This window comes from Streptomyces sp. NPDC047982, assembly GCF_043204165.1.
Classification (GTDB): domain Bacteria; phylum Actinomycetota; class Actinomycetes; order Streptomycetales; family Streptomycetaceae; genus Streptomyces.
In genome coordinates, this window is sequence record NZ_JBIDBS010000018.1 from 39855 (window position 1) to 62811 (window position 22957).

Consider the following 22957-nt stretch of genomic DNA (forward strand, 5'->3'; position numbering starts at 1 on the left):
CACGGCCCCCGGCCCGTGCCGCGGCGGCGGCAGGCGTGCGGGCACACACCTCTGCGGTGGTCATCACCCGGGGATTGCCTCCATGCTCGGATATCGGACACCTCAGACAAAATCGCCGGTGAATATTCACCGAGGCGCCCGCTTCGACCGGAAAACGAACGGATCCGAACGTGTGATTCGGCGCATCCTTCACCAGACGCGTCGGCGCCCCCTCCGCCGGGCGCACACGAACGGAAGACGCGTCGACAGCCCCCACCACGTCCGGCACAGTGACCGTCCGTGACGAGCAGCGAGCTGTGGCGTCTCGGCTTCGACACCCGCCCACTCGCGGCGTTGCCGGAATCGCCCACCCAAGGGCTGTCGCGTACGAGGGCGACCCTCCGCCGCGCGATCGCACGCACCGGACGCAGGGCGGCCCGGCCTCCGGCCGAACACCGCCGCTGCGAAGTCGGTCCCTGCCGGATGCGGCGCTAGGGACCCGCGTGCACCTGGCAGGCCCACAGGCTCGGGGTCTGCGGGTACGTGTCGCGCACGGTGCGCACGGCCCGGTGCAGGGCCTCGGCCGTGCGGGCGACGTCGAGTGTGCCGTCGCCCGTGTCCAGGGCTTCGTAGACGCTCAGCGCGACCTCGGCCCCGATCGCGTCGTCGACGTGCCACAGTGAGCCGACCACGTGGGGGAAGCCCGCCATCTGGAAGGCGCTGACGATGTGCACGGCCTCGTCGGCGAGCTCGGGACTGGTGCGCAGGGTGTCGCAGGCGGAGAGGTAGGCGAGCCGGACCGAGGGCAGCCGCAGCCGGGCCAGGTCGCGCACGGTCAGCGGATGTTCGGCGTGGTCGTGCAGGACGAGCCTGCTGCCGGAGGGACGCTCCAGGTCACCCAGTGCGTGGCAGGCGAAATGCGCGTGGGCGCGGTGGTGCAGGGCGGAGACGACCGCGCAGTGGGTGGCGTCCGCGTCCGCCAGCAGCGCGGCGCCGGGCAGGAGGCGGGCCAGTCGGTCCGCCTCGCGGCGGGCGCCCGGGAGCGGGGCCTGGCCGGTGGCCTGCGCGACGCTGACGACGAGCGTGCCGGTGCCCGCCGGGCGGGCGGCGCGGCGACGGGCGTGGTGCAGGGCCCGCAGCGTCGGTGTGTACGAGGAGACCACCCGGTCCAGGGCGCCGGGAGCGTCGGCGGGGGCCGCCGCGTGCAGGGGCAGCATGCCCAGCAGACCGCCGGGCGACCACCACACGCGCGTGGCCGCGGGGACGTGGTCGAGGACCGGGCCGGTGGCCGCATGCCACAGCCAGGCAAGGGTCTCCCGGACGTCCCGTTGGGCGCGCTGCGACTGCTTGCGGGAGGTTCCGGGCGTCTCGATGCGGACCAGCGCGTCCTGGAAGACCTGCCGGCGCGCCGTCGTCGTCCGCTGGTCGAGCCCGGGGAGGGGCAGGGCATCGATGGAGTGCTCGGTGACGACCAGGGCGTGGCTGCCGTACGGCGAGACGTTGATCAGGACGACCGGGCCCGCCGCGGCGGTCGCGCGCAGTTCGCGCTCGTCCCACTCCCGCACCGGGCGCAGCATGCCCAGATCGGGGTGCTCGGCGCGGATCCGGTCCGTGAGGTCCCGCCACTCGGCCGCCAGCCGCTGCCGCAGATCGGCGCGGGCATCGGGACCGGGCGGCCCTTCCTCGAGGAACTCCCGGGTGTCGGTCGCGGTGTCGAGGGCCTCCCGGAGCTCCTCGAAGCGGTCGGCGAGGTCCGGCGCAATCTCCCGCAGCCTCGTCAGATCGCTGTCGGCGTCGAAGGCATGGGAGAGGATCACACCTCTGGCCTGTTCGAGCAGGCCGACCGCGAGGCCGGGCCGGCCACAGCGCACCGCGCAGGCCACCGCGCCGGCACCCAGCCCGACGGTCCTGCTCAGCAGGAACTCCTGGTCGTCGCGGACGAGATGGCGTGGCGCCACGGAATGCAACAGGTCGACCGCCACGGCATAGCCGTCCAGGGCACCTTCCCAGTCACCCAGTTCCGCCCGGACCTCGCCCCAGGCCCGTGCCGCGTCCAGGCGCATGGAGGGCGCGCACTGCTGCTCCAGGGCCGCCGCCCGGAACACGTCGGCCGCCTCGACCAGATCGGCCCTGCGGCGACGGCGGCCGGGCCCCAGGCCGCACAGCACGTGGCCGAGGTTCGTCAGGCGCAACGTGCGCTGGGGGTGACCGGGCGGGGTGGACTCGGCCGCCCGGCGGTAGAGCGCGGCCACTTCGTCGCGGGCCGTCGACGACAGCAGGGTGCGGGGGCTCAGGAGCCGTGCCCCCGCCGCGACCGTCAGGGCACCCGGCAGGTCGGGCGAGTTCGCGGGCAGCGCCGCGACCACCGCGTCGGTCAGCTCACGCGCCTCGCGGGCGTCGCCGAGCCGCGGCGTGCGCGCGCAGCGCGTCATCAGGGCGATGGCGAGGTTGTGACGTCGGCGCGGCAGCCGCGGGTCACCCTCCGGGGTGAGGGCGAGCGCTTCTCTGAACAGCGGCACCGCCTCGTCGAGCCGACCGACCGGGTCGGCGGCGCGTTCGAGGCCGGTGAGCAGACCGATCCCCGTCGAGCTCAGCAACGCCGCCTGGTGCGCACGGCCCAGGCCGGGCAGCGCGGCGGCCCGGCGCCGGCACTCCTGGGCCTCCCGCAGGTCCTCGCCGTCCTCGGTGAGCTGGTGGCGCAGACCCAGCGCCGCGCCGAGGTTGAGCAGCCGCAGCCCGAGCATCTGGTGGCCTTCGGGGGTGAGCGCCACCGCTTCCCGAAGGGCCCGTACCGCCTCGTTCAACTCCTCGGGCTCTCCGGAGCGTTGATAGCCGGAGGTGAGCACGAGTCCGAGATCGTTGAGCGCTGTGGGACGGTCCGGGTGGCCCGGCGGCGTGAGCGCCTCGGCCTGCCGCAGTCGGCGCAGCGCTTCCGCCAGGTCCTGCCTGTTCGCCTCCGGGTCACGGCTGTAGCGGGTGTACAGGGCCATCGCGGGGGCGAGAAGCGGTGGTTGAGGGCCGTCCGACGCCTCCGAGGGAGCGGTTGCCCGGGCAGTGAGGTCGATCGCCGCGTCCAGATCGGCCTGAGCTCCGGTCGCGACGGAACGGGCGCGCAGGGCGTTGCTCAGGGCGTTGCGCAAGACGTCTGCGTGACCGGGATGCGTGGTCGCCCGAAGCGCCTCGGTCAGCACGGCGACCGCCTCGTGCAGGTCCTCGACCCGGCCCGTGTGCTGTGCCCTCAGCACGAGGGCCATGCCCAGGTCGTAGCCCGTCGGCGCGGCTTGCGGATCGCCGGGCAGTGCCCGGCGGCACAGCTCCACCAACTCGTCGCACTCCTCGGGTGTCGCACCCTCGCGCTGTCGCAGCAGCAACAGCGCGCTCCTGAGGACGCCGAGGCCGGGGGACGGACGGGGACTGCCCGGGGGTGATTGGGCCACTACGTCACGCGCGATGCCGACCGCCTCGTGCAGGTCCTCCGGGTCGTACGAGCGCAGGTAGCGGTCCAGGAGCCGTCCGCTCAGAGCGTCGAGGGCGAGGAGTCGCTCGGGCGAGTCGGCCGGGATCTTCCTGAGGACGCGGTGGACGAGCCGGACCGGATCCGCGGCCTCGAAGTCTCCGGGCACGTCGCCGAACAGGTCCCCGAACGTCCAGGTCGTCCCGGCGCGATCCAGCAGCCGGGACAGAGCAGCGCGCCGGTCCGCGTACCGGGGGTCGTACTCCGGCGTCGCGAGGACGGCGAGGCTGCCGTGCCCGACCGCGGTGGCGAGCCGGATCTCGGGGGAGGGCGTCATGGCCTCGAGCGCAGCAGCCAGTTCGTGGAGCCGACGGACGTCTTCGGAGGCGTCCGTCGGCGGGTCGTGCTGACGTCCCTCCGCCGCGATCACCGACGCGGCGCAATGGGCCGCCCACTCGGCGGGTCCGTCCGCGTTCGCCGGGTCGGGGTGGATGGCGGGATCGGTGGCCGCGTAACCCGCCGCCAGTTCCGGCGGCACCAGCCGCGGATCGGCGACCCAGACCGGGAAGAGCAGTGTTCCGGCCATGCACCCGTGGACGACGGCGCGATCCCCGGGCGGGCCGACCATCGCGCGGGCGGCGCACAGCCAGCCGGCCGTGTGCCGGGCCTCCATGTCGGCCCTGGCGTCGGCGGTGCGCAGCAGTCCCCGGAGTTCCGCGTCCGACTCGGGGCCGAACACCACGTCCCCGTCCACTCCCCCGTCCGCCGTCCCGGCCCGCGCGAGTCGCGCGCGGATCTCCTGCAGGAACCAGTTCCGGTCGTACCTCACCCCGCCGCTCCCCCGCTGTCCGCTCTCGTTGTCGCATCCGCTCACGCCCAACTCTGCCCGATCTACGGCACACTTGGACCATGACCGCGTCTTCCGACTTCCCTCAGGCCGACCACAGGGCGACAGCGGCGTTGTGCGTCCTGCTCGGCTCGCCGGACAATCTGCGCCAGCCCGGGGTCCGGGAGGCCGCGGAGCGCGCGCGGGACCGGCTGCGGTCCGGTGCGGACGCCGACGAGCTCGCGACCTGCTATCGCGCCCTGGACACGGCGTTGCGTCAGGCCGGGGACGCCCGCGGGCTGGTCAACGAATCCCGGGGCTGGACGGCCCCCGGCGTCGCGCCCCACATCAAGGTCGCCGTGTGCCCCGGACCGGCCCAATGCCCCCGCGTCGAACGGGCCCGCGACCTGCTCCCCGCCCCGCACTGCGCGGTCAACGGCACTCGCATGCACAAGGGCCGACTGGGCTCCGCCCAGTGATCCCGCTCCCATGAACCCCCTCCTCGCCACCCTGGGCGGCAAACTCACCGAACGCTGGCTGAACCTGCTGGTGCTCCCCGGCGCGCTCTTCCTCGCCGTCACGGCCGTCGGCGCCACCCTGGGTCACCGCCACTGGCACGACGTCGACCGGCTGCGCACCGTCCTGGACGACCTCGCCGCCCGCCCCGCCCTCGACCGCGCGGGAACCGCCGCGCTCCTGGTCGCCCTCTTCCTGCTCGTCGCGACCGCGGCCTCACTCGCCGCGCAGTTCCTCGGTGGCGGGATCGAGCGGTACTGGCTGCGTTTCGGGCGGGACCCTCTGTCGCGCGCCCTCACCGTCCGTCGCGTCCGTAGGTGGAGGGAGAGGGAAGCGAGGCTCGACGAGGCCGTCGGCCACGCCCACCGAACAGGCGCCGGGCCCCACGACGCGGTGATAATCCCGAGCGGCACACTGGCACGGATCCAGTCCCTCACCGAGGCCCGCGACCGTGTGTCACTGCGCGAACCGGCCCGTCCCACCTGGTATGGCGACCGCATGCAGGCGACGGCCGACCGTGTCGAGGCGGCCTACGGAGCGGACCTCGCCGCCCTCTGGCCCCGGCTGTGGCTGATCCTCCCCGAACCCGCCGTACGCCATGTCCAGTCGGCCCACGACTCGTTCAGCGCCGCCGCCCGCCTCGCCGCCTGGGCCATCGGCTACGCCCTCCTCGCCTGCTGGTGGTGGCCGGCCGTGCTGGCCGCGCTCGGCTGCGCGGCCGTGGCCCGCTCCCGCGCACACACCGCCCTGGAGGCGCTCGCGGGCCTCGTCGAGGCCGCCGTCGACGTCCACGGCCGTGAACTGGCCACCCGGGTCGGCCTGCTCTCGCCGGACGCGCCGGGACTGCTGGCCCATGACACCGGGGACGGGATGTCGGCGGTGTTCAGGAAGGCCGAGTGACCATCGGCGGTCCGCGGCACCGACGCACCCGCGCCATCCCCCGGCCGGTGCCGGCCCCTGGTCGGCCCACCCGGTGAGCGGTCGTGTCGGCCGGCTACTTCGACGGTCCACACGTCCGCTCCACCCTGAACGAGAACCCGTTGAGTTTCTGATCAATATCCGAAAAGCGGTTGGGCACCATGACGTACCGTGCGTCTTGTGGCCTGCCGCTGTTGCCGGTCGGACCGGAAAGTCCAACGGATTTCCGGTCAGCTCCGTTGCGTGTCAACGGCAGACGGGAATCCCGCGTGACGCATTTCGCGCGGGCTCACCCCGAAGCGCTGCCGGAATGCCGTGCTGAGCGCGCTGGAGGAGGAGAATCCCGACGCATATGCCAGCTCGGTGATGGTCATGTGCCGGTACGCGGGCGCCCGCAGCCGGTCCCGTACCAATCGCAGCCGCTCCTCGCGGATCAGTGCGCGGGGGGTCGTCCCGGCTTGTTGGAGAGCCAGCTGCACCTGGCGCAGCGACCAGCCCAGGGCTCGCGCCATGGTGGCGCCGGTCAGGTGGGGGTCGGCAGCGTGCTCGCGGGCGTACCGGCGGACCACGCTCTCCACCTCCGTCAGGTGGCCGGGCGGGGTGGGGCGGTCGTCCCCCGCGGCGAGCATGCACAACAGCTCGACCAGGCGTTCCGACACCGCGTCGAACTGGCCGCTGGTGAGGGCGTCGCGCTCCTCGTGCAGGCCGGTCAGCATGTCGCCCACCACCCGGCCCAGGCCCGAGCGGAGGTCGAGGCCCAGGGTGAGCGGCGACGACCGGTTCAACCGCCCGTTCACCTCCGGGGCGGGGATCGACATGATGAACGCCCGCATCGAGGCGGCCTGCAGGACCTCGAACGGCACGCCGAAGCTGAGCAGGCACCCGGTGTCCGGGACCAGTCGCAACTCCTGGTCGTTCTGGCGCAGCAGCAGCTCTCCGGCGACCGGCAGCAGCAAGCGGTAGTCCTCGTCCGGGCTGTGCCGTACGTGGCTGGTGGTCCGGGTGTACGTGATCGTGTCCGACCACCACTGGACGAGCTGATAGGTGGCGGTGCGCTGGCGGATCGTTCCCGCGCGGAAGTCGTCGGTGCGTGGGTATCCGTAGGCCATCCGGTTTTGATACGACGTCACGTGCTCGCCCCAGAATTCGGCGCGCTCACGCGACGTCACGTCCCGGGTCGTGCATGAAGTCACCGTGTAGGTTTCCAAGGCCATCGAAACACCTCTCACCGCGACCTTCTCACAGTGCGTACAACCAGAGTCGGTTCTCACGCTCATGGCATGAGGCCCCGGTAGTGCCGCAACAGTGTAGTGGACGGCGTGCGATCCGGGCGGTGCGTCGGGCGCCGCTCGATACGCACATGTGTGGTGGAACTCGTTGTGTTGCGCGTGGTGTCAACTTTCCTACGCGCACGCACAATTCCGGGCGCGCCATCCAGTCCTACGGTTGGTCGCGGGACCCGACTGTGCGCTCGGGCGGGGCGGGTCCTCGCCGACCGAGACGGGGCGCCCCGCGGCCGTTCCGAGGGCTTTCCCGTCATCCCTGGTGAATCAGCGTGCGGCATCGGATGCGGTGCAGCGCAAGGCGGAGGGACACCCGAACAGTGGATGTGTTCGGGCGTTTCCGACGACGCGGCGAGGCACCGTAGCTGACGCCGCACGCCCGCCAGGGATTACGGGACAGCCCTTGGGGGAGGAATCCGCGGGCTTCGTGCCGCAGGCCCGAGTACGTGACCGAGGGACAAGATGGCGAACGTCGAACTGATCCAGAACCCGTGTGGGCAAGCGGCATTTTGCTCCGTTCCGAGAGGTCCGGTGGCCCGTCGGGCCTGGGGACTTGTGGTGACCGCGGGGGTCGTGGGCACGAGCGCGGGAGTCTTCGGAGTCGTACCCGCGGCCGCGGAGCCCGTGTCGCGCACACTGCGGTACACCTGCTCGGTTCCGATGGTCGACGAGCGGCGAGGCACCGTGAAGATCGACTCGGACGTCCCGAAGTCGGCGACGGTCGGCATGCCCACACCGAAGTTCGTCATCCGTGCGGCGGTGCCGGTCGACGCGGCTGACGCGCAGGAGTTGCGGAAGGCGGGCATCAAGACCATCACGGGCACGGTGGACGCGAAGGTGCGTGTGACGGCGCCGGGCGGCGAGACCGACCTCAACGTGCCGTTCCAGGTGGCCAGGACCAGCGTTCCGGCGTCCGGACCGTTCCAGGTCAAGGCGACCGGTGTCGCACCGACGCACACCTTTACCCGACCGGGTGGGGCGAGAATCACCGTCGGCGACCTGACCGCGCACGTCACCGCGAGCGGCGGCATCGTGACCCTCGAGCTCGACCTGCCGTGCAGGCTGGATCCCGGGCAGAACAACGAGGTGGCGTCGTTCGATGTCGCCGGGGCGGGAACGACGACCGGTCCGGCTCCGTCCGGAACGGCTGATACGGCCACCTCGGGCACTGCCGGGTCACGGAACCCGAGCGACGACGCGAGGACGGACACGACCCCGGAAGGCTCGGCCGACCCCTCCGGCGCCATGGCCGAGAGCGGCAGCCGGGGCACCAGGAGTCTGATTCCACTGGCCGCGGGGTCCGCCGTCCTGGGCACCCTCGCCGTGGCCGCGGCCTTCCGCTTCCGCTCACGCCGCAGGTGACCAGGGGAATGTCCGACACCGTACGCCCCACGCGGTGGGGCTGGTCGGCGCTGACGGTGTCGGCGCTGGTGGTGTCGGTCGCCATGGCCGTCCGGGCGGGAACCGGGGACGTGGACCCGGGCGGGTTGGCGGTCGGGATGGTCAGCCTGATGCTGTCGGTAGCGGGCCTGGAGCAGGCCAGGTCCTCCCAGGCCCGGGAGGACGCCGACGCCGCCGGGCTCGCCGACCGCCTCGCCGTCGACATCAGGAAACGCGAGGAGGAAGCCCGCCAGAGACTTCTCGGCGGCAGCGACCGCACCATCGACATCGAGTTCGTCCACCTGCCCTCCCGGGCCCACCGGGCTGCGGACGCGGCGCCCCACGGCACATTGGAGGAAGTCGCCGCCTACTACCGCGCTCTTGGGTCCGGCCGACTCGTCATCACCGGCGCGCCCGGAGCCGGTAAGACGGTGCTCGCCCTCCACCTCATGCTGCTTCTGCTCACCGACCGGACGCCGGGCGGCCCCGTTCCCGTACGGCTGTCGTTGTCCACCTTCGACCCCGGCCGGACCAAGCTCGACGACTGGCTGGCCGACCAGCTCGCCCGCGTGCACCGGCTGCGCCCCGCCGCGGCAGCCGTCCTCGTGCGAGCCCGTATGGTCCTTCCGGTGCTCGACGGCCTCGACGAGATGGACGCCAGGGAGGATCCCGGGCTCGGCTCCCGCGCCGCGGCTGCCCTGGAGGCCATGAACAGCTACCTCCACGGCACCGTCAAGGGCCAGCTCGTCCTCACCTGCCGCAGCACCCCGTACGCCGCTCTCGAAGGCGCGGGTCTGTGGGCGCAGGACGCCTCCCGTATCGACATCGCCCGCGTCAGCCTGGCCGCGGCCGAGGCGTTCGTCACCGCCCGGGCCATCGACCCGGACCGCTGGGCACCCGTCCTGGACGCACTCCGCGCCGCCCCGGACAGCCCGCTGGCCCTGGGCCTGTCCACGCCCTGGCGGCTGACCCTGGCGCTCGCCGTCTACGACGAGCGCGACCCCGAGCACGGCTGGGTCCGTGACCCCGCGGAGCTTCTTCGACGTGGCCTGCAGACCCCCGAGCAGATCCGGGACCACCTGCTGGATCTGTACATCCGCGGTGCCTCCCCGACGGACGACACCGCCGCGCCCTACACGCGGCAGCAGGTGTGCGTCTGGCTGACGGTCCTCGCCCGCCACCTGCGCAGCAACGCCGGTGCCCGCGAGGTGGCCGGACGCCGTCTGTCGAGCACCGACCTCGTGCTCCACGAATTGTGGCCGCTCACCGGCCACCGCCGCGCCCGCACCGTCCACGTCCTCCTGACATTCGCGGTGTGGGCCGTTGCCGACCTGCCCGCGGGCCTGCTCGACACGTGGAGCGTGTACGTGACGAACGTGATGCTCATGGTGGCGGGCAGCCTTCTCGTGGGACTCCCTCCCTGGCCGATCCCGTCCCGGCTGGAACGCATCACGGTCGGAACGCGTGTCGGGCGACGCCAGCTCGTGAACGGGCTCGTGGGCGGGCTCTTCTGGGGAGGGCTCGTCGTCGTGCTCGACATCGGAAACGTCGTCGGACCGGTGATCGGGCTCGTGTACGGATCGGTGGTGGGACTCGTCGGAGGGGCGACCGTCGGGGCCGGACTGGCGGGCGTGCTCTCGGACGCACCCGAGATCCGCAGGCCGCAGGGGCTCACGTCGCCGCGCCGCATGGTGCGGGACGACCTGGTGACCGGGCTCATGACCGGCCTCGTCGTCGGGCTCGGGTTCGTCCCCTTCTACTGGTTCGCGCTGAGCCCCGTCCTCGCGTTCGGTGCGGTGTTCATCTACATGGCCCTGTTCGGCCTCGGTGGCGGGCGGGTGCTCGCGCTGGTCTACAACCGCCTGTTCAGATGCGGCTACCGGGGCGCGCTCGACGTGCTGTTCAGGCCCTGGCGCGCGTTCGGACCGCTGTTCAGGACAGGGGCCGGCCCGGCCCTCGGAGCGGCTGGGGTCCGCTACGTGGCTCTTCTGCTCTGCACTCGCCGCTGGTGGTCCGACCAGCCACTGCCCTGGCGCCTCGGCCGCTTCCTCGACTGGTGCTGCGACGCGGGTCTGATGCGCACCGCCGGGATCGCCTACCAGTTCCGCCACCGCGAGCTCCAGGACTTCCTCGCCGGCGACGACATCCGCCACGGCCCGCCGGGCGGCCCCGTGTCCGCGTGAGCCCCGGCCGGCTGGTCGGTCACAAGGGGCCCGCCGCTACGCACCAGGTGCTCGGGATCGAAGGTGTTCACTGCTCCAGCAAGGGCGGCAGGGCCTGGGGTACTCCGGCTGGGGTACTCCTTTGTCACGGAGCTTCCCGGGGGCTGAGCAGGAAGATCCTCACCCCCGACAGGGTTAGTAGAAGCGTGAACAACACTGAGCCGGCCGCAGCGCACATGGTCGATGTCGTCGTGATAGGCGCCGGACAGGCGGGGCTGTCCGGCGCCTACCATCTGCGGCGCGTGGGCCTGGAACCCGACCGTGACTTCGTCGTGCTGGACCACTCCCCGCGCCCCGGCGGCGCCTGGCAGTTCCGCTGGCCCTCACTGACGTACGGCAAGGTGCACGGCGTGCATGCGCTTCCCGGCATGGAGCTGACCGGCGCCGACGACGACCGGCCCTCCTCCGAGGTGATCGGCGCGTACTTCGACTCCTACGAGCGCACCTTCGACCTGCGGGTCCACCGGCCGGTGGACGTGAGCGCCGTGCGCGAGGGCGACGGTGGCCGGCTGCTCGTCGCGACGTCCGAGGGCACGTACGCCACCCGCGCCCTGATCAATGCGACCGGTACCTGGGACCGGCCGTTCCGGCCCCGCTACCCGGGGCAGGAGAGCTTCCGCGGGCGGCAGCTGCACACCGCGCACTACCCCGGGCCCGACGCGTTCGCCGGTCAGCGGGTGGTGGTGGTCGGCGGCGGCGCCTCCGGCACCCAGCACCTCATGGAGATCGCCGAGGTGGCGGCCGGGACGCACTGGGTGACGCGGCGTCCGCCGGTCTTCCGGGACGGGCCGTTCGACGAGGGCCGGGGACGGGCCGCCGTGGCAATGGTGGAGGAGCGGGTGCGGCGCGGGCTGCCGCCGCAGAGCGTGGTGAGCGTGACCGGACTCCCGTTGAACGACGCCGTGCGACGGGCCCGCGCGGAGGGAGTGCTGGACCGGCTGCCGATGTTCGACCGGATCACGCCGACCGGGGTCGCCTGGGACGACGGCCGGACGGTCGACGCCGACGTCATCCTCTGGGCGACCGGGTTCCGGGCTGCCATCGATCACCTCGCACCGCTGAGGCTGCGCGAGCCCGGCGGCGGAATCGGGATCGACGGCACGCGGGCGGTCAGGGACGGGCGCGTCCATCTCGTCGGATACGGGCCGTCCGCCAGCACCATCGGCGCCAACCGGGCGGGGCGGGCCGCGGTGCGCGAGATCACGCGGCTCCTCGCGGTACCGGAAGCCGACACCGGCCGCGCGGTACCGGGCTCCAGCACCAGCACGGTCCCGGGCACGGACACGAGCACGACCACGGGTGCCGAGGCGCGGACCCTGCGCCGTGGTGCGCTCGCGCCCGCCACGGCCTGACGGTCGCCCACACGGGGCCCGACGCCTCGGCCCGCTCCGGCGACACGCCTTCCCCGCACCGCCCCATCGACCGGTACGACAGACAGCTCAACCCACAGAACACACGAACAAGGGATCGGGTGTTCGCTGGAACGTGTGATCGCTTCGCATTTTGTTGCTCAGCACCCCCGCGACGACTGATGATTACAGGGCGCAAGCAACGGGCTGCAGACCGCGACTGCGCTGTCCCACATATGCATTCATGTACAAGGAGAAACACCTCATGAACATCCTCACCAACCTGCTCGCCGGCATCGTCCACTTCGTGGGTTGGCTGGTCTGACCATTGCTCCGCCCGGCGCCGTCGCTCCCCGTCCCACGGGAGCGGCGGCGCCGCCGCGTGTGCGGGCCGCCCCGGGCCGCACACCCGGCCCCGATCAGGTCGTGACCGGGGCTGGACGAATGTCCCGCCGGACGAGCGCGGCATAGCGACCGTCCTGTCGGAGCAGCTCGTCGTGGGTGCCGCGTTCGGCCGTCCGACCGCCGTCGAGGACGACGATCTGGTCCGCGCCGCGGACGGTGGAGAGCCGGTGCGCGATGGTGATGGTGGTACGGCCCGCGGACAGCGCGTCGATCGCCTGCTGCACGGCGAATTCCGTACGGGTGTCCAGGGCGCTCGTCGCCTCGTCGAGCACCAGCACCGGCGGATCGCGCAGGATCGTACGGGCGATGGCCAGGCGTTGCTTCTCTCCGCCCGAGAAACGGTGGCCCCGCTCCCCGACCAGGGTGTCGTAGCCGTCGGGCAGTGCGGCGATGTGGTCGTGGATCTGCGCCGCGCGGGCGGCCGCCTCGACCTCGGCATCGCTCGCGTCCGGTTTGGCGAAGCGCAGGTTGTCGGCGACCGAGGCGTGGAAGAGATACGTCTCCTGGGAGACCACCCCCACGGCCCGCGCCAGGGTGTCGAAGTCGAGATCGCGTACGTCGACACCGTCGATCGTGACTCGGCCGCCGGTGACGTCGTAGAGCCGGGGCACCAGATGGCTGAGGGTGGACTTGCCCGACCCGGTGGGTCCCACGATCGCCAGGCTGCCGCCCGCCGGTACGGTCACGTCGATGCCGCTGAGGGTCGGACCGTTCTTCTCGTCGTAACTGAAGTCGACGTGCTCGAAGCCGACCTCGCCGCGGATCTTCTCCAGCCGGACGGGGTTCTCGGGCTCGGTGATCTCCACGTCGAGGTCGAGGTATTCGAAGATCCGCTGGAAGAGCGCGAGGGACGTCTGCATCTGCACTCCGGTGGAGAGCAGGCTCACCGCCGGCCGGAACAGCGCCTGCTGGAGCGAGACGAACGCGACGAGCGTGCCGATGGAGACGGCCGGACCGCCCGACTTCAGGGCCAGCCCCGCCGCCCAGTAGATGACCGCGGGCATGGCGGCCATGACGACGCCGATCGTGGCCATCCGCCACCGCCCGGCCATGCTGGAGCGCACTTCGAGCTCGACCAGCTTCTCCGACTCCTCGGCGAAGCCCTCGGTGAGGGAGTCCGCCCGGCCCATCGTCCGGCCGAGCAGGATGCCGCTGACGGAGAGCGACTCGGTGACCGTCGCCGCCATGGCGGCCATCTGCTTCTGGCGGCGGGTGGTCATCTTCTTGCGTTCGCGGCCGACCTTGCGACTGATCCACACGAAGACCGGCAGCAGGAGGAGCGAGACCAGGGTGAGCCGCCAATCCAGCGCCAGCATGGCGAGGACCGTGGCGACGACCGCGGTGAGGTTGGAGACCAGTGAGGTCGCGGTGGAGGTGACGGTCGCCTGCATGCCGCCGATGTCGTTGGCGATGCGGGACTGCACCTCGCCGGTCCTCGTCCGGGTGAAGAAGGCGAGCGACATCCGCTGTAGTCGGGCGTAGACCGCGGTGCGCAGGTCATGCATGACGCGCTGGCCGACCGTGGTGGAGATCAGCGTCTGCAGGACGCCGAAGACGCCGTTCATCACGGCGGCCAGGATCATCCCGAGGGCAAGCAGCGACAGCAGGCCCGTACGCCCGCCCGGTATGGCCGTGTCCAGGATCTCGCGCAGCAGGAAGGGCGAGGCGACCGACACCAGGGACGAGGCGCCGACGAGCAGCCCCACCAGGGCGAGCCGACCGCGGTAGGGACGGAAGAGGCGCAGGATGCGACGCACCTCGGCGGGCGGGCGGTCGCCGTCCCGGGGCGGGGGCGTCCAGTTGATCTCGTCGGGTTTCATGGGCTCCTTCGACGGGTGCGGGGTGCGCGGCGGCCCGGGGACCCGGGGTCCGGCCGGTCCGGCCCGGGGTCGAGGTCGGGTCCGCGACCGGTTCAGGACCGGTTCAGAACCGGTTCAGAACCGGGAGTTCCGGCGTTTCGAGAGCATAGCTCATTGTTACCTTCACTCACAATGAACGAGGTCCTGATAGTGTTCCTCCATGGATTCCTCCGACGCAGACGGCGTGCTCGCCGAGCAGTTGTTGCGGGTGACCCGCAGGCTCCAGCGGATCCAGAGCCGCCAACTGGAGCCGATCGGCATCACGCCCGCGCAGTTCCGGCTGCTGCGCACCGTGGCGCATTACGACGGTCCGCCCCGGATGGCGGATCTGGCCCAGCGGCTGGACGTCGTCCCGCGCGCCGTGACCAGCCTGGTCGACGGCCTGGAGGCCGGCGGCCGGGTGCGCCGCGCGCCCGATCCGGACAACCGACGGGTGGTCCGGATCGAGATCACCGAGGAGGGCCTCACCACCCTCCGGTCGCTGCGCGACGCGCGCCGGGCCGCCGCGGAGGAGATCCTGGCCCCATTGACCACCCATCAGCGCGAGGTGCTCGGCGGGCTGTTGTCCGCCCTGGTCGACGGCATGCCGAAGCGCCACTGCTAAACCTGTGGGAACGCGCGTACGCCCGGTCGGTGCCCGACACACACCGGCCGGACGTACCGAACGAACAGCACAGAACCGCCGAGGAGAGCCCGACATGCCGCTGCTGGAGCCGAAGCCCGAAGCACTCCGTCCCGGTGCGGTGCGCACGCCGTCCCCGGACCGGGTCCCCGACCGGCGGTCCTCGGGCACGCCGGAGCCGCTGCGCAGCGCGCTGGTCGGCCTGCTGGGGCCCGAGAAGGTGCTGTGGAAGGTCTCGGACCTGGTGAAGTACGCCTCCGACGCCAGCCCGTACCGGTTCGTCCCGCAGGTCGTCGTGGTCCCGCAGGACATCGCCGACGTCTCGGCGATCCTGTCGTACGCGCACGAGACCGGCCGCGAGGTCGTCTTCCGGGCGGCCGGCACCAGCCTGAACGGCCAGGCGCAGGGCGAGGACATCCTGGTCGACGTGCGCCACCACTGGGCGGGCATCGAGGTGCTGGACGGCGGCGCGCGCGCCCGTGTCCGGCCCGGGACGACGATCATGCGGGCCAATGCCACGCTCGCCCGGTACGGCCGGCTGCTCGGCCCCGACCCGGCCAGTGCCATCGCCTGCACGGTCGGCGGAGTCGTCGCCAACAACGCCTCGGGCATGACCGCGGGCACGACGCGCAACTCGTACCGCACCGTCTCCTCCCTCACGTTCGTGCTGCCGAGCGGCACGGTCGTCGACACGGGCGCCCCCTCGGCGGACGAGGACCTGGCACGGGCCGAGCCCGAGCTCTGCGAGAAACTGCTGGCGCTGAAGGCGGAGATCGAGGCGGACACCGGGCTGACCGCACGCATCCGCGCCAAGTACGAGATCAAGAACACCAACGGCTACCGCCTCGACGCCTTCCTGGACGGGTCGACGCCCGTCGAGATCCTGCGGGGACTCATGGTCGGCTCCGAGGGCACCTTCGGCTTCATCTCCGAGGTCGTCTTCGATACGCTCCCACTCGACCGACGCGTCTCCACCGGTCTGCTGTTCTTCCCCTCCCTGACCGCGGCGGCGGCAGCCGTGCCACGGTTCAACGAGGCGGGGGCGATCGCTGTCGAGCTGATGGACGGCAACACGCTGCGCGCGTCCGTGAGCGTCCAGGGCGTGCCCGCGGACTGGGCCGGGCTGCCGAAGGAGACCACGGCGCTGCTGGTGGAGTTCCGGGCCCCGGACGAAGCGGGACAGGAGGCGTACGAGCGGGCCGCAGCGCGCGTCGTCGAGGGGCTCGACCTGGTCGCGCCCGTGGCCTCGGTGACCAATGAGTTCACCCGCGACGCCAAGGTCGTCTCGGGTTACTGGAAGGCCCGCAAGGCGTTCGTCACCGCGGTCGGCGGATCGCGCCCCTCGGGGACGACGCTGATCACGGAGGACTTCGCGGTGCCGCCGTCCCGGCTGGCCGACGCCTGCGAGGCCCTGCTCGCGCTCCAGGCGGAGCACGGTTTCGACGCCGCCGTCGCCGGGCACGCGGCGCACGGCAACCTCCACTTCCTGCTCGCCTTCGACGCGGCCAAGCCGTCCGACGTCGACCGCTACGCCGCGTTCATGGACGACTTCTGCCGGATGACGGTGGAACGCTTCGACGGCTCGCTGAAGGCGGAGCACGCCACCGGCCGCAACATCGCCCCGTTCCTGGAGCTGGAGTGGGGCCCGAAGGCCACCGAACTGATGTGGCGCACGAAGCAGATCATCGACCCGGACGGGGTGCTGGCCCCGCGCATCGTGCTCGACCGCGACCCGAAGGCCCATCTGCGCGGCTTGAAGACCATCCCCGAGGTGGAGCCGGTCGCGGATCCCTGTATCGAGTGCGGCTTCTGCGAACCCACCTGCCCCAGCCACGACCTGACCACCTCCCCGCGCCAACGCATCGTCCTGCGCCGGGAGATGATGCGGCAGACGGGTGGCTCACCGGTGGAGTCGCGGCTGCTGGACGCGTACGGCTACGACGCCGTCGACACCTGCGCGGGCGACTCGACGTGCAAGCTGGCCTGCCCGGTCGGCATCGACACGGGCGCCATGATGAAGGACTTCCGCCACCAGCGGCACTCGCCGCGCGAGGAGCGGATCGCGGCGCTCACCGCCAAGAACTTCAAGGCGGTGGAGGCGGCGGCACGGCTCGCGGTCGCCGCGGCCGACCGGATCGGTGACCGGATCGGCGACGGACCGCTGGAGACCATCACCGGGCTCGCGCGCAAGGCCGTACGCCCCGATCTGATGCCCGAGTGGCTGCCCGAGACCCCGGGCGCCGCCGCCCGGAAGCTCCCCCGCACCTCCCGCGTCGGGGCGAAGGCCGTCTACTACCCGGCATGTGTGAACCGCATCTTCGGGGGCCCGGAGGGCCATCGCGGCCCGTCGCTGCCGCAGGCCGTCGTCGCCGTCTCCGCCCGCGCCGGAAAGCCGGTGTGGATCCCGGACGACGTCGCGGGCACCTGCTGCGCGACGATCTGGCACTCGAAGGGGTACGACGAGGGCAACACCGTGATGGCCAACCGCATCGTGGAAGCGGCCTGGGGCTGGACGGCGGGCGGCCGACTGCCCCTGGTCGTCGACGCCTCGTCCTGCACGCTGGGCATCGCCCACGAGGTGGTGCCGTACCTCACCGACGACAACAGGGAGTTGCACCAGGAGCTGACCATCGTCGACTCCCTGGTCTGGGCGGCGGACGAGTTGCTTCCCGAGCTGACGGTGCTCCGGAAGGTCGACTCGGCGGTGCTGCATCCGACGTGTTCCATGCAGCACCTGGGCGATGTCGAGCAGTTGCGCACGGTCGCGGAGGCGTGCGCGCACGAGGTCGTGATCCCGGACGACGCCGGATGCTGCGCCTTCGCGGGCGACCGCGGGATGCTCCACAAGGAGCTGACGGCGTCCGCCACGGCCAAGGAGGCGGCGGAGGTCAACACCCGTGAGTACGACGCGTACCTCTCCGCCAACCGCATGTGCGAGATCGGCATGGACCGGGCCACGGGCCGCTCCTACTACTCCGTGCTGATGGAACTGGAGCGGGCGACGCGGCCGGGAGCGGTCGTGCGCTGACCCACGGGAGTCGCCCGACGGCCGCCTCGCGGCCGGTCGTGCGACGGCCCCTTCGATGTCCCCACCCGCCGGGTGGGTCCGGTCGTGACCGGGCCCACCCGGCTTGCCGCCGCCCCCGCCCGGGCCCGGGCGGACGACGGGGTCCGGCGCGCACGGGCCGGACCCCGTCGCCCTTCTCCCGCGTCGGCAGCGCGGCTTAGGCGAGTCCGGCACGGCTCCCGACGGAAAATCGATTGCCTTGGCCGACATGACGGGGCGAACCTGGGGCGGTTTGCGGCATTCTCCGAACGCTCCGGCACACCGACCCCTGGGACGTCATGAAGATTCGCGATCTTCCGTACTCGGATCCCGGCGTCCCAGACGTCCGCTCGGGCCCGCGCTTCCTGCTCTGGCTGGGGCGCCGTCAACTGCGCGGCCAGCTCAAGGCGATGGGGTGGGGGCTGCTCCACCAGTGCGCGCTCGCCGGGATCTCGCCCGCGGTCGGTTTCGCCGTGCAGGCGGCCGTCGACCGTTCCGGCGCCCGGCTCGCGTGGGCGGGCGGCCTGCTCGCCGTCCTGGGCGTACTGATCGCCCTGGGCGACACCATGCTCCACCGAACCGCCGTCACCAACTGGATCACCGCCGCCGCACGCGTCCAGCAGTTGCTGGCGCGCAAGACCGCGGAGCTGGGTTCGGCACTGACCCGCCGCGTCGCCGCGGGCGAGGTCGTCGCCGTCTCCACCGGTGACGTCGAGAAGATCGGCTGGTTCGTCGAGGCGCTCTCCCGCTTCGTCGCGGCCGCCGCCGCGATCGTGCTGATCTGCACGGCGCTCGTCGTCTATCTGCCCTCGCTGGGCGTCCTGGTGACGCTCGCCGTGCCGCTGCTGGCCCTGGCCGTGCTGCCGCTGCTCCCCCGGGCCACCCGTCGTGCCGATCTCCAGCGCGAGAAGGCGGGACGGGCGACCGAGCTCGCCTCGGACACGGTGGCCGGGCTGCGGGTGCTGCGCGGGATCGGCGGCGAGGGGCTGTTCCTCGGCCGCTACCGCCGCGCCTCGCAGGAGGTCCGCCGGGCGGCGGTGCACAGCGCGCGGATGTGGTCGCTGATCTCGGCGGTCCAGGTCCTGCTGCCGGGTGTGCTGCTGATCTCGCTGGTCGGGTACGGGGCGGCACTGGCCCGCGACGGCCGGATCGAGGTCGGCCAACTGGTCACGGTGTACAGCGCGGCGACGCTGATGCTGTTCCCGCTCCGCCGCGTCGAGGAGATCGCGATGGCGTACTCCTTCTCCCGGCCGTCCGCCCGGCGCGCGGTACGGGTACTGTCCCTGCGCCGCGCGGACCCGTCCGCGGCCGCGGGCCCACCGGCGGCCGACGCACCCTTCGGCGATCTGTACGACCCGGTCACCGGGCTGCTGGCACCGGCCGGACTGCTCACCGCGGTGGTCTGCGGCGATCCGGACGAGGCGGGCCGCCTGGCCGAGCGGCTGGGCGGCCACGCCGACGTGCGCACGGGAACGGGCCCGGACGACACGACCGGCGCCGGCCCGGACGAGGGCGCCTCGGAGCGAGGGACGGCCGGTGCCCTGACGGGCCCGGAGCCGTCGTCCGTCCTCCTCGGTGGCGTGCCCCTGGACGAACTCCCGTTGGACTCGGCCCGCTGCGCCGTACTGGTGCAGGACAAGGACCCGGTGCTGCTCTCCGGCACCCTGCGCGAACTACTGGACGTCCCGTCGTCCGGCCGGGTGTCCGCCGAGGAGGCTCTGTCGGCCGCCCGGTGCGGCGATGTGCTGGACGCGCTGGCGCAGGCGCCCACCGCCTCGAACGGCGACCCGATGACGGCGCGCGTCACCGAGCGCGGCCGTTCGCTCTCGGGCGGGCAGCGCCAGCGCCTCGCCCTGGCGCGCTCCCTGGTGACGGACCCGGAGGTGCTGGTCCTCGACGAGCCGACCTCGGCGGTCGACTCCCACACGGAGGCCCGGGTCGCCGCCGGTATCAGGGAGGTACGCCGGGGCCGCACCACCGTGGTGCTCACCTCCTCGCCGCTGCTGCTCGACCCGGCGGACAGGGTGGCGCTGGTGCACCGCGGCACGATCGTCGCGGCCGGAACACATCGCGAACTGCTGGACGCGGAGCCGCGCTACCGGGCGGTGGTCACGCGCGGGACGGACGAGGAGATCGCGGGCCGGGCCGCCCGGGGGCCGCACAGGACGACCGAGGGAATCGAGGAGCGGACATGATCGGCGTCGCGAGACCCGCGTACGACCCGGCGGCGCCGGAGTCGGCGACGACCCTGCCGGTGGGCTCCCCCGCCACGGTGCGGAGCTATGTACGGGAGCTGCTGCGGCGCCATCGCGGGCCGTTCGCGCTGCTCGTCGCGTTCAACGCCGCCGCCGTGATCGCCTCGGTCGTCGGCCCGTACCTGCTGGGCGGACTGGTCGAGGACCTGTCCGAGGGCGTCGAGGACCTGCGTCTGGGGCGCGTGGTCGGGGTCTTCGCGCTGGCGTTGGTCGTGCAGACGGTGTTCACCCGGCTGATGCGGCTGCGCGGCGCGATGCTCGGTGAGGAGATGCTGGCCGATCTGCGCGAGGACTTCCTCGTGCGGTCGGTGCGGCTGCCACCGGGTGTGCTGGAACGCGCCGGGACGGGCGATCTCCTCTCCAGGATCACCACGGACATCGACCGGCTGGCCGAGGCGATGCGCGAGGCCGTGCCGCAGCTGACGATCGGCGTGGTGTGGGCCGGTCTGCTGATCGCCGCACTCACGGTGACGGCCCCTCCGCTGGCGCTCTGCGTCCTGGTCGCCCTGCCGCTGCTGATCCTGGGCTGCCGGTGGTACTTCCGGCGGGCGCCTTCCGCGTACCGTTCGGAGGCCGCCGGGTACGCGGCCGTCGCGGCGGTCCTCGCGGAGACGGTGGACGCCGGGCGGACCGTGGAGGCCCACCGTCTGGGCAAGCGCCGGGTGGCCCTGTCGGACAGGCGCGTCCAGCAGTGGACCGCGTGGGAAAGGTACACGCTCTTCCTCCGCTCCGTGCTGTTCCCCGTCGTCAACGTCACCTACGTGCTGATCCTCGGTGCGGTGCTGATGCTGGGCGGCTGGCTCGTGATCGAGGGCGTGCTCACCGTCGGACAGCTGACGACGGGCGCTCTGCTGGCGCAGATGATGGTCGACCCGATCGGGCTGATCCTGCGCTGGTACGACGAGTTGCAGGTGGCGCAGGTGTCGCTGGCGCGGCTGGTCGGCGTGCGGGACATCGAGCCGGACGCGGGCGACGCCGGGACCGTACCGGACGGCCGGGACGTGCGGGCCGACGAGGTGCGCTTCGGTTACCGCGCCGGGCTGGACGTCCTGCACCGGGTGTCCCTGGACGTGGCTCCGGGCACGCGCCTCGCGCTGGTCGGTCCGTCCGGGGCGGGCAAGTCCACCCTGGGGCGGTTGCTGGCCGGGATCTACTCGCCGCGTACGGGTGAGGTGACGCTGGGCGGGGCGGAGTTGTCGCGGATGACGGCGGAGGACGTGCGCAGGCATGTGGCGCTGGTCAACCAGGAGCACCACGTGTTCGTCGGGTCGCTGCGGGACAACCTGCTGCTGGCGCGCACGGGCGCCGAGGACGCCGAGCTGTGGGCGTCGCTCGCGGCGGTCGACGCCGACGGCTGGGCGAGGGCCCTGGAGGAGGGGCTGGACACCGAGGTCGGCTCCGGCGGCCTGGCGCTGACCCCGGCCCAGGCCCAGCAGATCGCTCTGGCCCGGCTGGTCCTGGCCGATCCGCACACGCTGGTGCTGGACGAGGCCACGTCGTTGCTGGACCCGCGGGCCGCCCGGCATCTCGAGAGGTCGCTGGCCCGGGTGCTGGAGGGCCGTACGGTCGTGGCGATCGCCCACCGGCTGCACACCGCGCACGACGCGGACGTGATCGCGGTGGTGGAGAACGGCCGGATCAGCGAGTTGGGCAGCCATGACGCGCTGGTGGCGGCGGACGGCGCGTACGCGGCGCTGTGGCGGACCTGGCACGGCTGAGGGTCCGGGGCCTCGCGGCCCGGCGCGGCCGATCCGCCGGGTCGCCACCTCTCCGGCCGCGCCGCCTCCTGGCCCCGGGTCCGTGGCCCCTCGGGATCCGGCCGCACAGTCCGCCGCGGGCCTCTCGCGCAACGGGCCGGCTCGGTCGTCTCGCGCCGGCCGGGGCACCGTCCGCCGCGGCAGCCGGACGATGTCGCGGCGGTCAGATGACGTTCAGCGCGGCCGCCCCGCCCAGTCCGCCGAGCACCATGAACACCGGCATCAGCACCTTCAGCTCCACCCAGCTGCCGGCCCTGAACCGCATGGCCTTCGGCGGTCCGACCGGGTACCAGCGCTTGCGGCCCACCGGTATCGGCCACAGGATCGGGCAGCCCGAGACGGTCAGCGCGTCGCCGATGTCGTGGACGAGCGCGCCGAGCACGATCGGCAGCCCGAGCCACAGGTACTCCTGGCCGGGGGCGGTGAACAGCCAGTCCGATCCGTTCCCGGGCTGGTCCAGTACACCCGCCAGGATCCAGGCACTGGTGGCGCCGAGCAGCCACACCAGCACGTCGCTGGAGACCCGGGCGGCCCGCCACAACAGTCCTTCGACGGCCAGCACCAGATGGACGAAGAGGATCCCGAGGACCGCCCACCGGCCACCGGTGATCGCCGCGACGGAGGCTCCGGCACCCACCAGAACCGCCCACAGCCACGTGTGGGTCAGGGTCCGATGGCCGCCGTTCCTGCGCGGATCGCCGGAACCCCGGGTCGCCTTGTACACGGCGTGCGAGAGCGCGTCGACGACCTCGCAGAGCCACCGGGAGACCGGTCCGAAGGAGCGGGAGATCGTCGCGGACTTGTGGTCGAGGTCCGGGGCGAGCGCCGCTCCGGCGGTGATCAGCGCCCCGACGACGAGCACCGGCCACGGCATCGGGTGGTCCGTCGCCGAGACCGCCGCACCCACCCCCAGCCAGGCAGCCGCCCCGGACAGTGAGTGTGCCGGTCCCATCATGGTGCTTCCCGCCCCCAGTTTCGTGTGGCCGCCACGACCGCCGCGGCGCAGCCGAGTTGAGTGGGAAAGCGTATCGTCCGTGATCTTCATATGGTCGTCCGGTTCCCTCATCCGGGCGGAAGGCAGGCAAG

At 72.5% G+C, this 22957-nt stretch carries 13 protein-coding genes; 9 read left to right on the forward strand and 4 right to left on the reverse strand.

Annotated features, from left to right (window positions below; translation table 11 throughout):
* Positions 1–470: 470 nt before the first annotated feature.
* Positions 471–4262, reverse strand: coding sequence for a CHAT domain-containing protein (locus ACGF2V_RS22050; RefSeq protein WP_362707823.1), 3792 nt, complete (start codon positions 4260–4262; stop codon positions 471–473).
* A gap of 80 nt (positions 4263–4342) precedes the next feature.
* Here ACGF2V_RS22050 and ACGF2V_RS22055 point away from each other — a divergent pair, with 80 nt between their 5' ends.
* Positions 4343–4738, forward strand: coding sequence for a hypothetical protein (locus ACGF2V_RS22055; RefSeq protein WP_362620156.1), 396 nt, complete (start codon positions 4343–4345; stop codon positions 4736–4738).
* A 10-nt stretch (positions 4739–4748) separates the two neighbouring features.
* Complete coding sequence (locus ACGF2V_RS22060; protein WP_362707820.1) at positions 4749–5675, forward strand: hypothetical protein; 927 nt, start codon at positions 4749–4751, stop codon at positions 5673–5675.
* A gap of 248 nt (positions 5676–5923) precedes the next feature.
* Here the strand turns inward: ACGF2V_RS22060 and ACGF2V_RS22065 are convergent, their stop codons facing one another.
* Positions 5924–6862, reverse strand: coding sequence for a helix-turn-helix domain-containing protein (locus ACGF2V_RS22065; RefSeq protein ID WP_362707818.1), 939 nt, complete (start codon positions 6860–6862; stop codon positions 5924–5926).
* A 738-nt stretch (positions 6863–7600) separates the two neighbouring features.
* Here ACGF2V_RS22065 and ACGF2V_RS22070 point away from each other — a divergent pair.
* The 3 genes from ACGF2V_RS22070 to ACGF2V_RS22080 all read left to right on the forward strand — a co-directional run bounded on the left by ACGF2V_RS22070 (position 7601) and on the right by ACGF2V_RS22080 (position 11930).
* On the forward strand, positions 7601–8338 hold the full coding sequence (locus ACGF2V_RS22070; protein WP_362620151.1) for a DUF6801 domain-containing protein: 738 nt from the start codon (positions 7601–7603) through the stop codon (positions 8336–8338).
* Between the two features lie 8 nt (positions 8339–8346).
* Complete coding sequence (locus ACGF2V_RS22075) at positions 8347–10539, forward strand: NACHT domain-containing protein (RefSeq protein ID WP_362707816.1); 2193 nt, start codon at positions 8347–8349, stop codon at positions 10537–10539.
* A 215-nt stretch (positions 10540–10754) separates the two neighbouring features.
* A complete protein-coding gene (locus ACGF2V_RS22080; RefSeq protein ID WP_362707884.1) occupies positions 10755–11930 on the forward strand; it encodes an NAD(P)-binding domain-containing protein in 1176 nt (391 codons plus the stop codon).
* A 416-nt stretch (positions 11931–12346) separates the two neighbouring features.
* Here ACGF2V_RS22080 and ACGF2V_RS22085 read toward each other — a convergent pair whose 3' ends face one another.
* Positions 12347–14152, reverse strand: a complete 1806-nt coding sequence (locus ACGF2V_RS22085; protein ID WP_362620146.1) for an ABC transporter ATP-binding protein — start codon at positions 14150–14152, stop codon at positions 12347–12349.
* A 199-nt stretch (positions 14153–14351) separates the two neighbouring features.
* Here ACGF2V_RS22085 and ACGF2V_RS22090 point away from each other — a divergent pair, with 199 nt between their 5' ends.
* The 4 genes from ACGF2V_RS22090 (at position 14352) to ACGF2V_RS22105 (ending at position 21832) form a co-directional block, all read left to right on the forward strand.
* Complete coding sequence (locus tag ACGF2V_RS22090) at positions 14352–14795, forward strand: MarR family transcriptional regulator (RefSeq protein ID WP_362707814.1); 444 nt, start codon at positions 14352–14354, stop codon at positions 14793–14795.
* Between the two features lie 94 nt (positions 14796–14889).
* Positions 14890–17841, forward strand: a complete 2952-nt coding sequence (locus ACGF2V_RS22095) for an FAD-binding and (Fe-S)-binding domain-containing protein (protein ID WP_362707812.1) — start codon at positions 14890–14892, stop codon at positions 17839–17841.
* A 317-nt stretch (positions 17842–18158) separates the two neighbouring features.
* A complete protein-coding gene (locus tag ACGF2V_RS22100; RefSeq protein ID WP_362707809.1) occupies positions 18159–20054 on the forward strand; it encodes an ABC transporter ATP-binding protein in 1896 nt (631 codons plus the stop codon).
* Positions 20051–21832: an ABC transporter ATP-binding protein gene (locus ACGF2V_RS22105; protein WP_362620140.1), complete on the forward strand. Its 1782-nt coding sequence runs from the start codon at positions 20051–20053 to the stop codon at positions 21830–21832. Before ACGF2V_RS22100 ends, ACGF2V_RS22105 begins: the two co-directional genes overlap by 4 nt.
* 202 nt (positions 21833–22034) lie before the next feature.
* On the opposite strand, the gene ACGF2V_RS22110 is transcribed toward ACGF2V_RS22105, so the two are convergent.
* Complete coding sequence (locus tag ACGF2V_RS22110) at positions 22035–22826, reverse strand: metal-dependent hydrolase (protein ID WP_362620138.1); 792 nt, start codon at positions 22824–22826, stop codon at positions 22035–22037.
* Between the last annotated feature and the right edge of the window lie 131 nt (positions 22827–22957).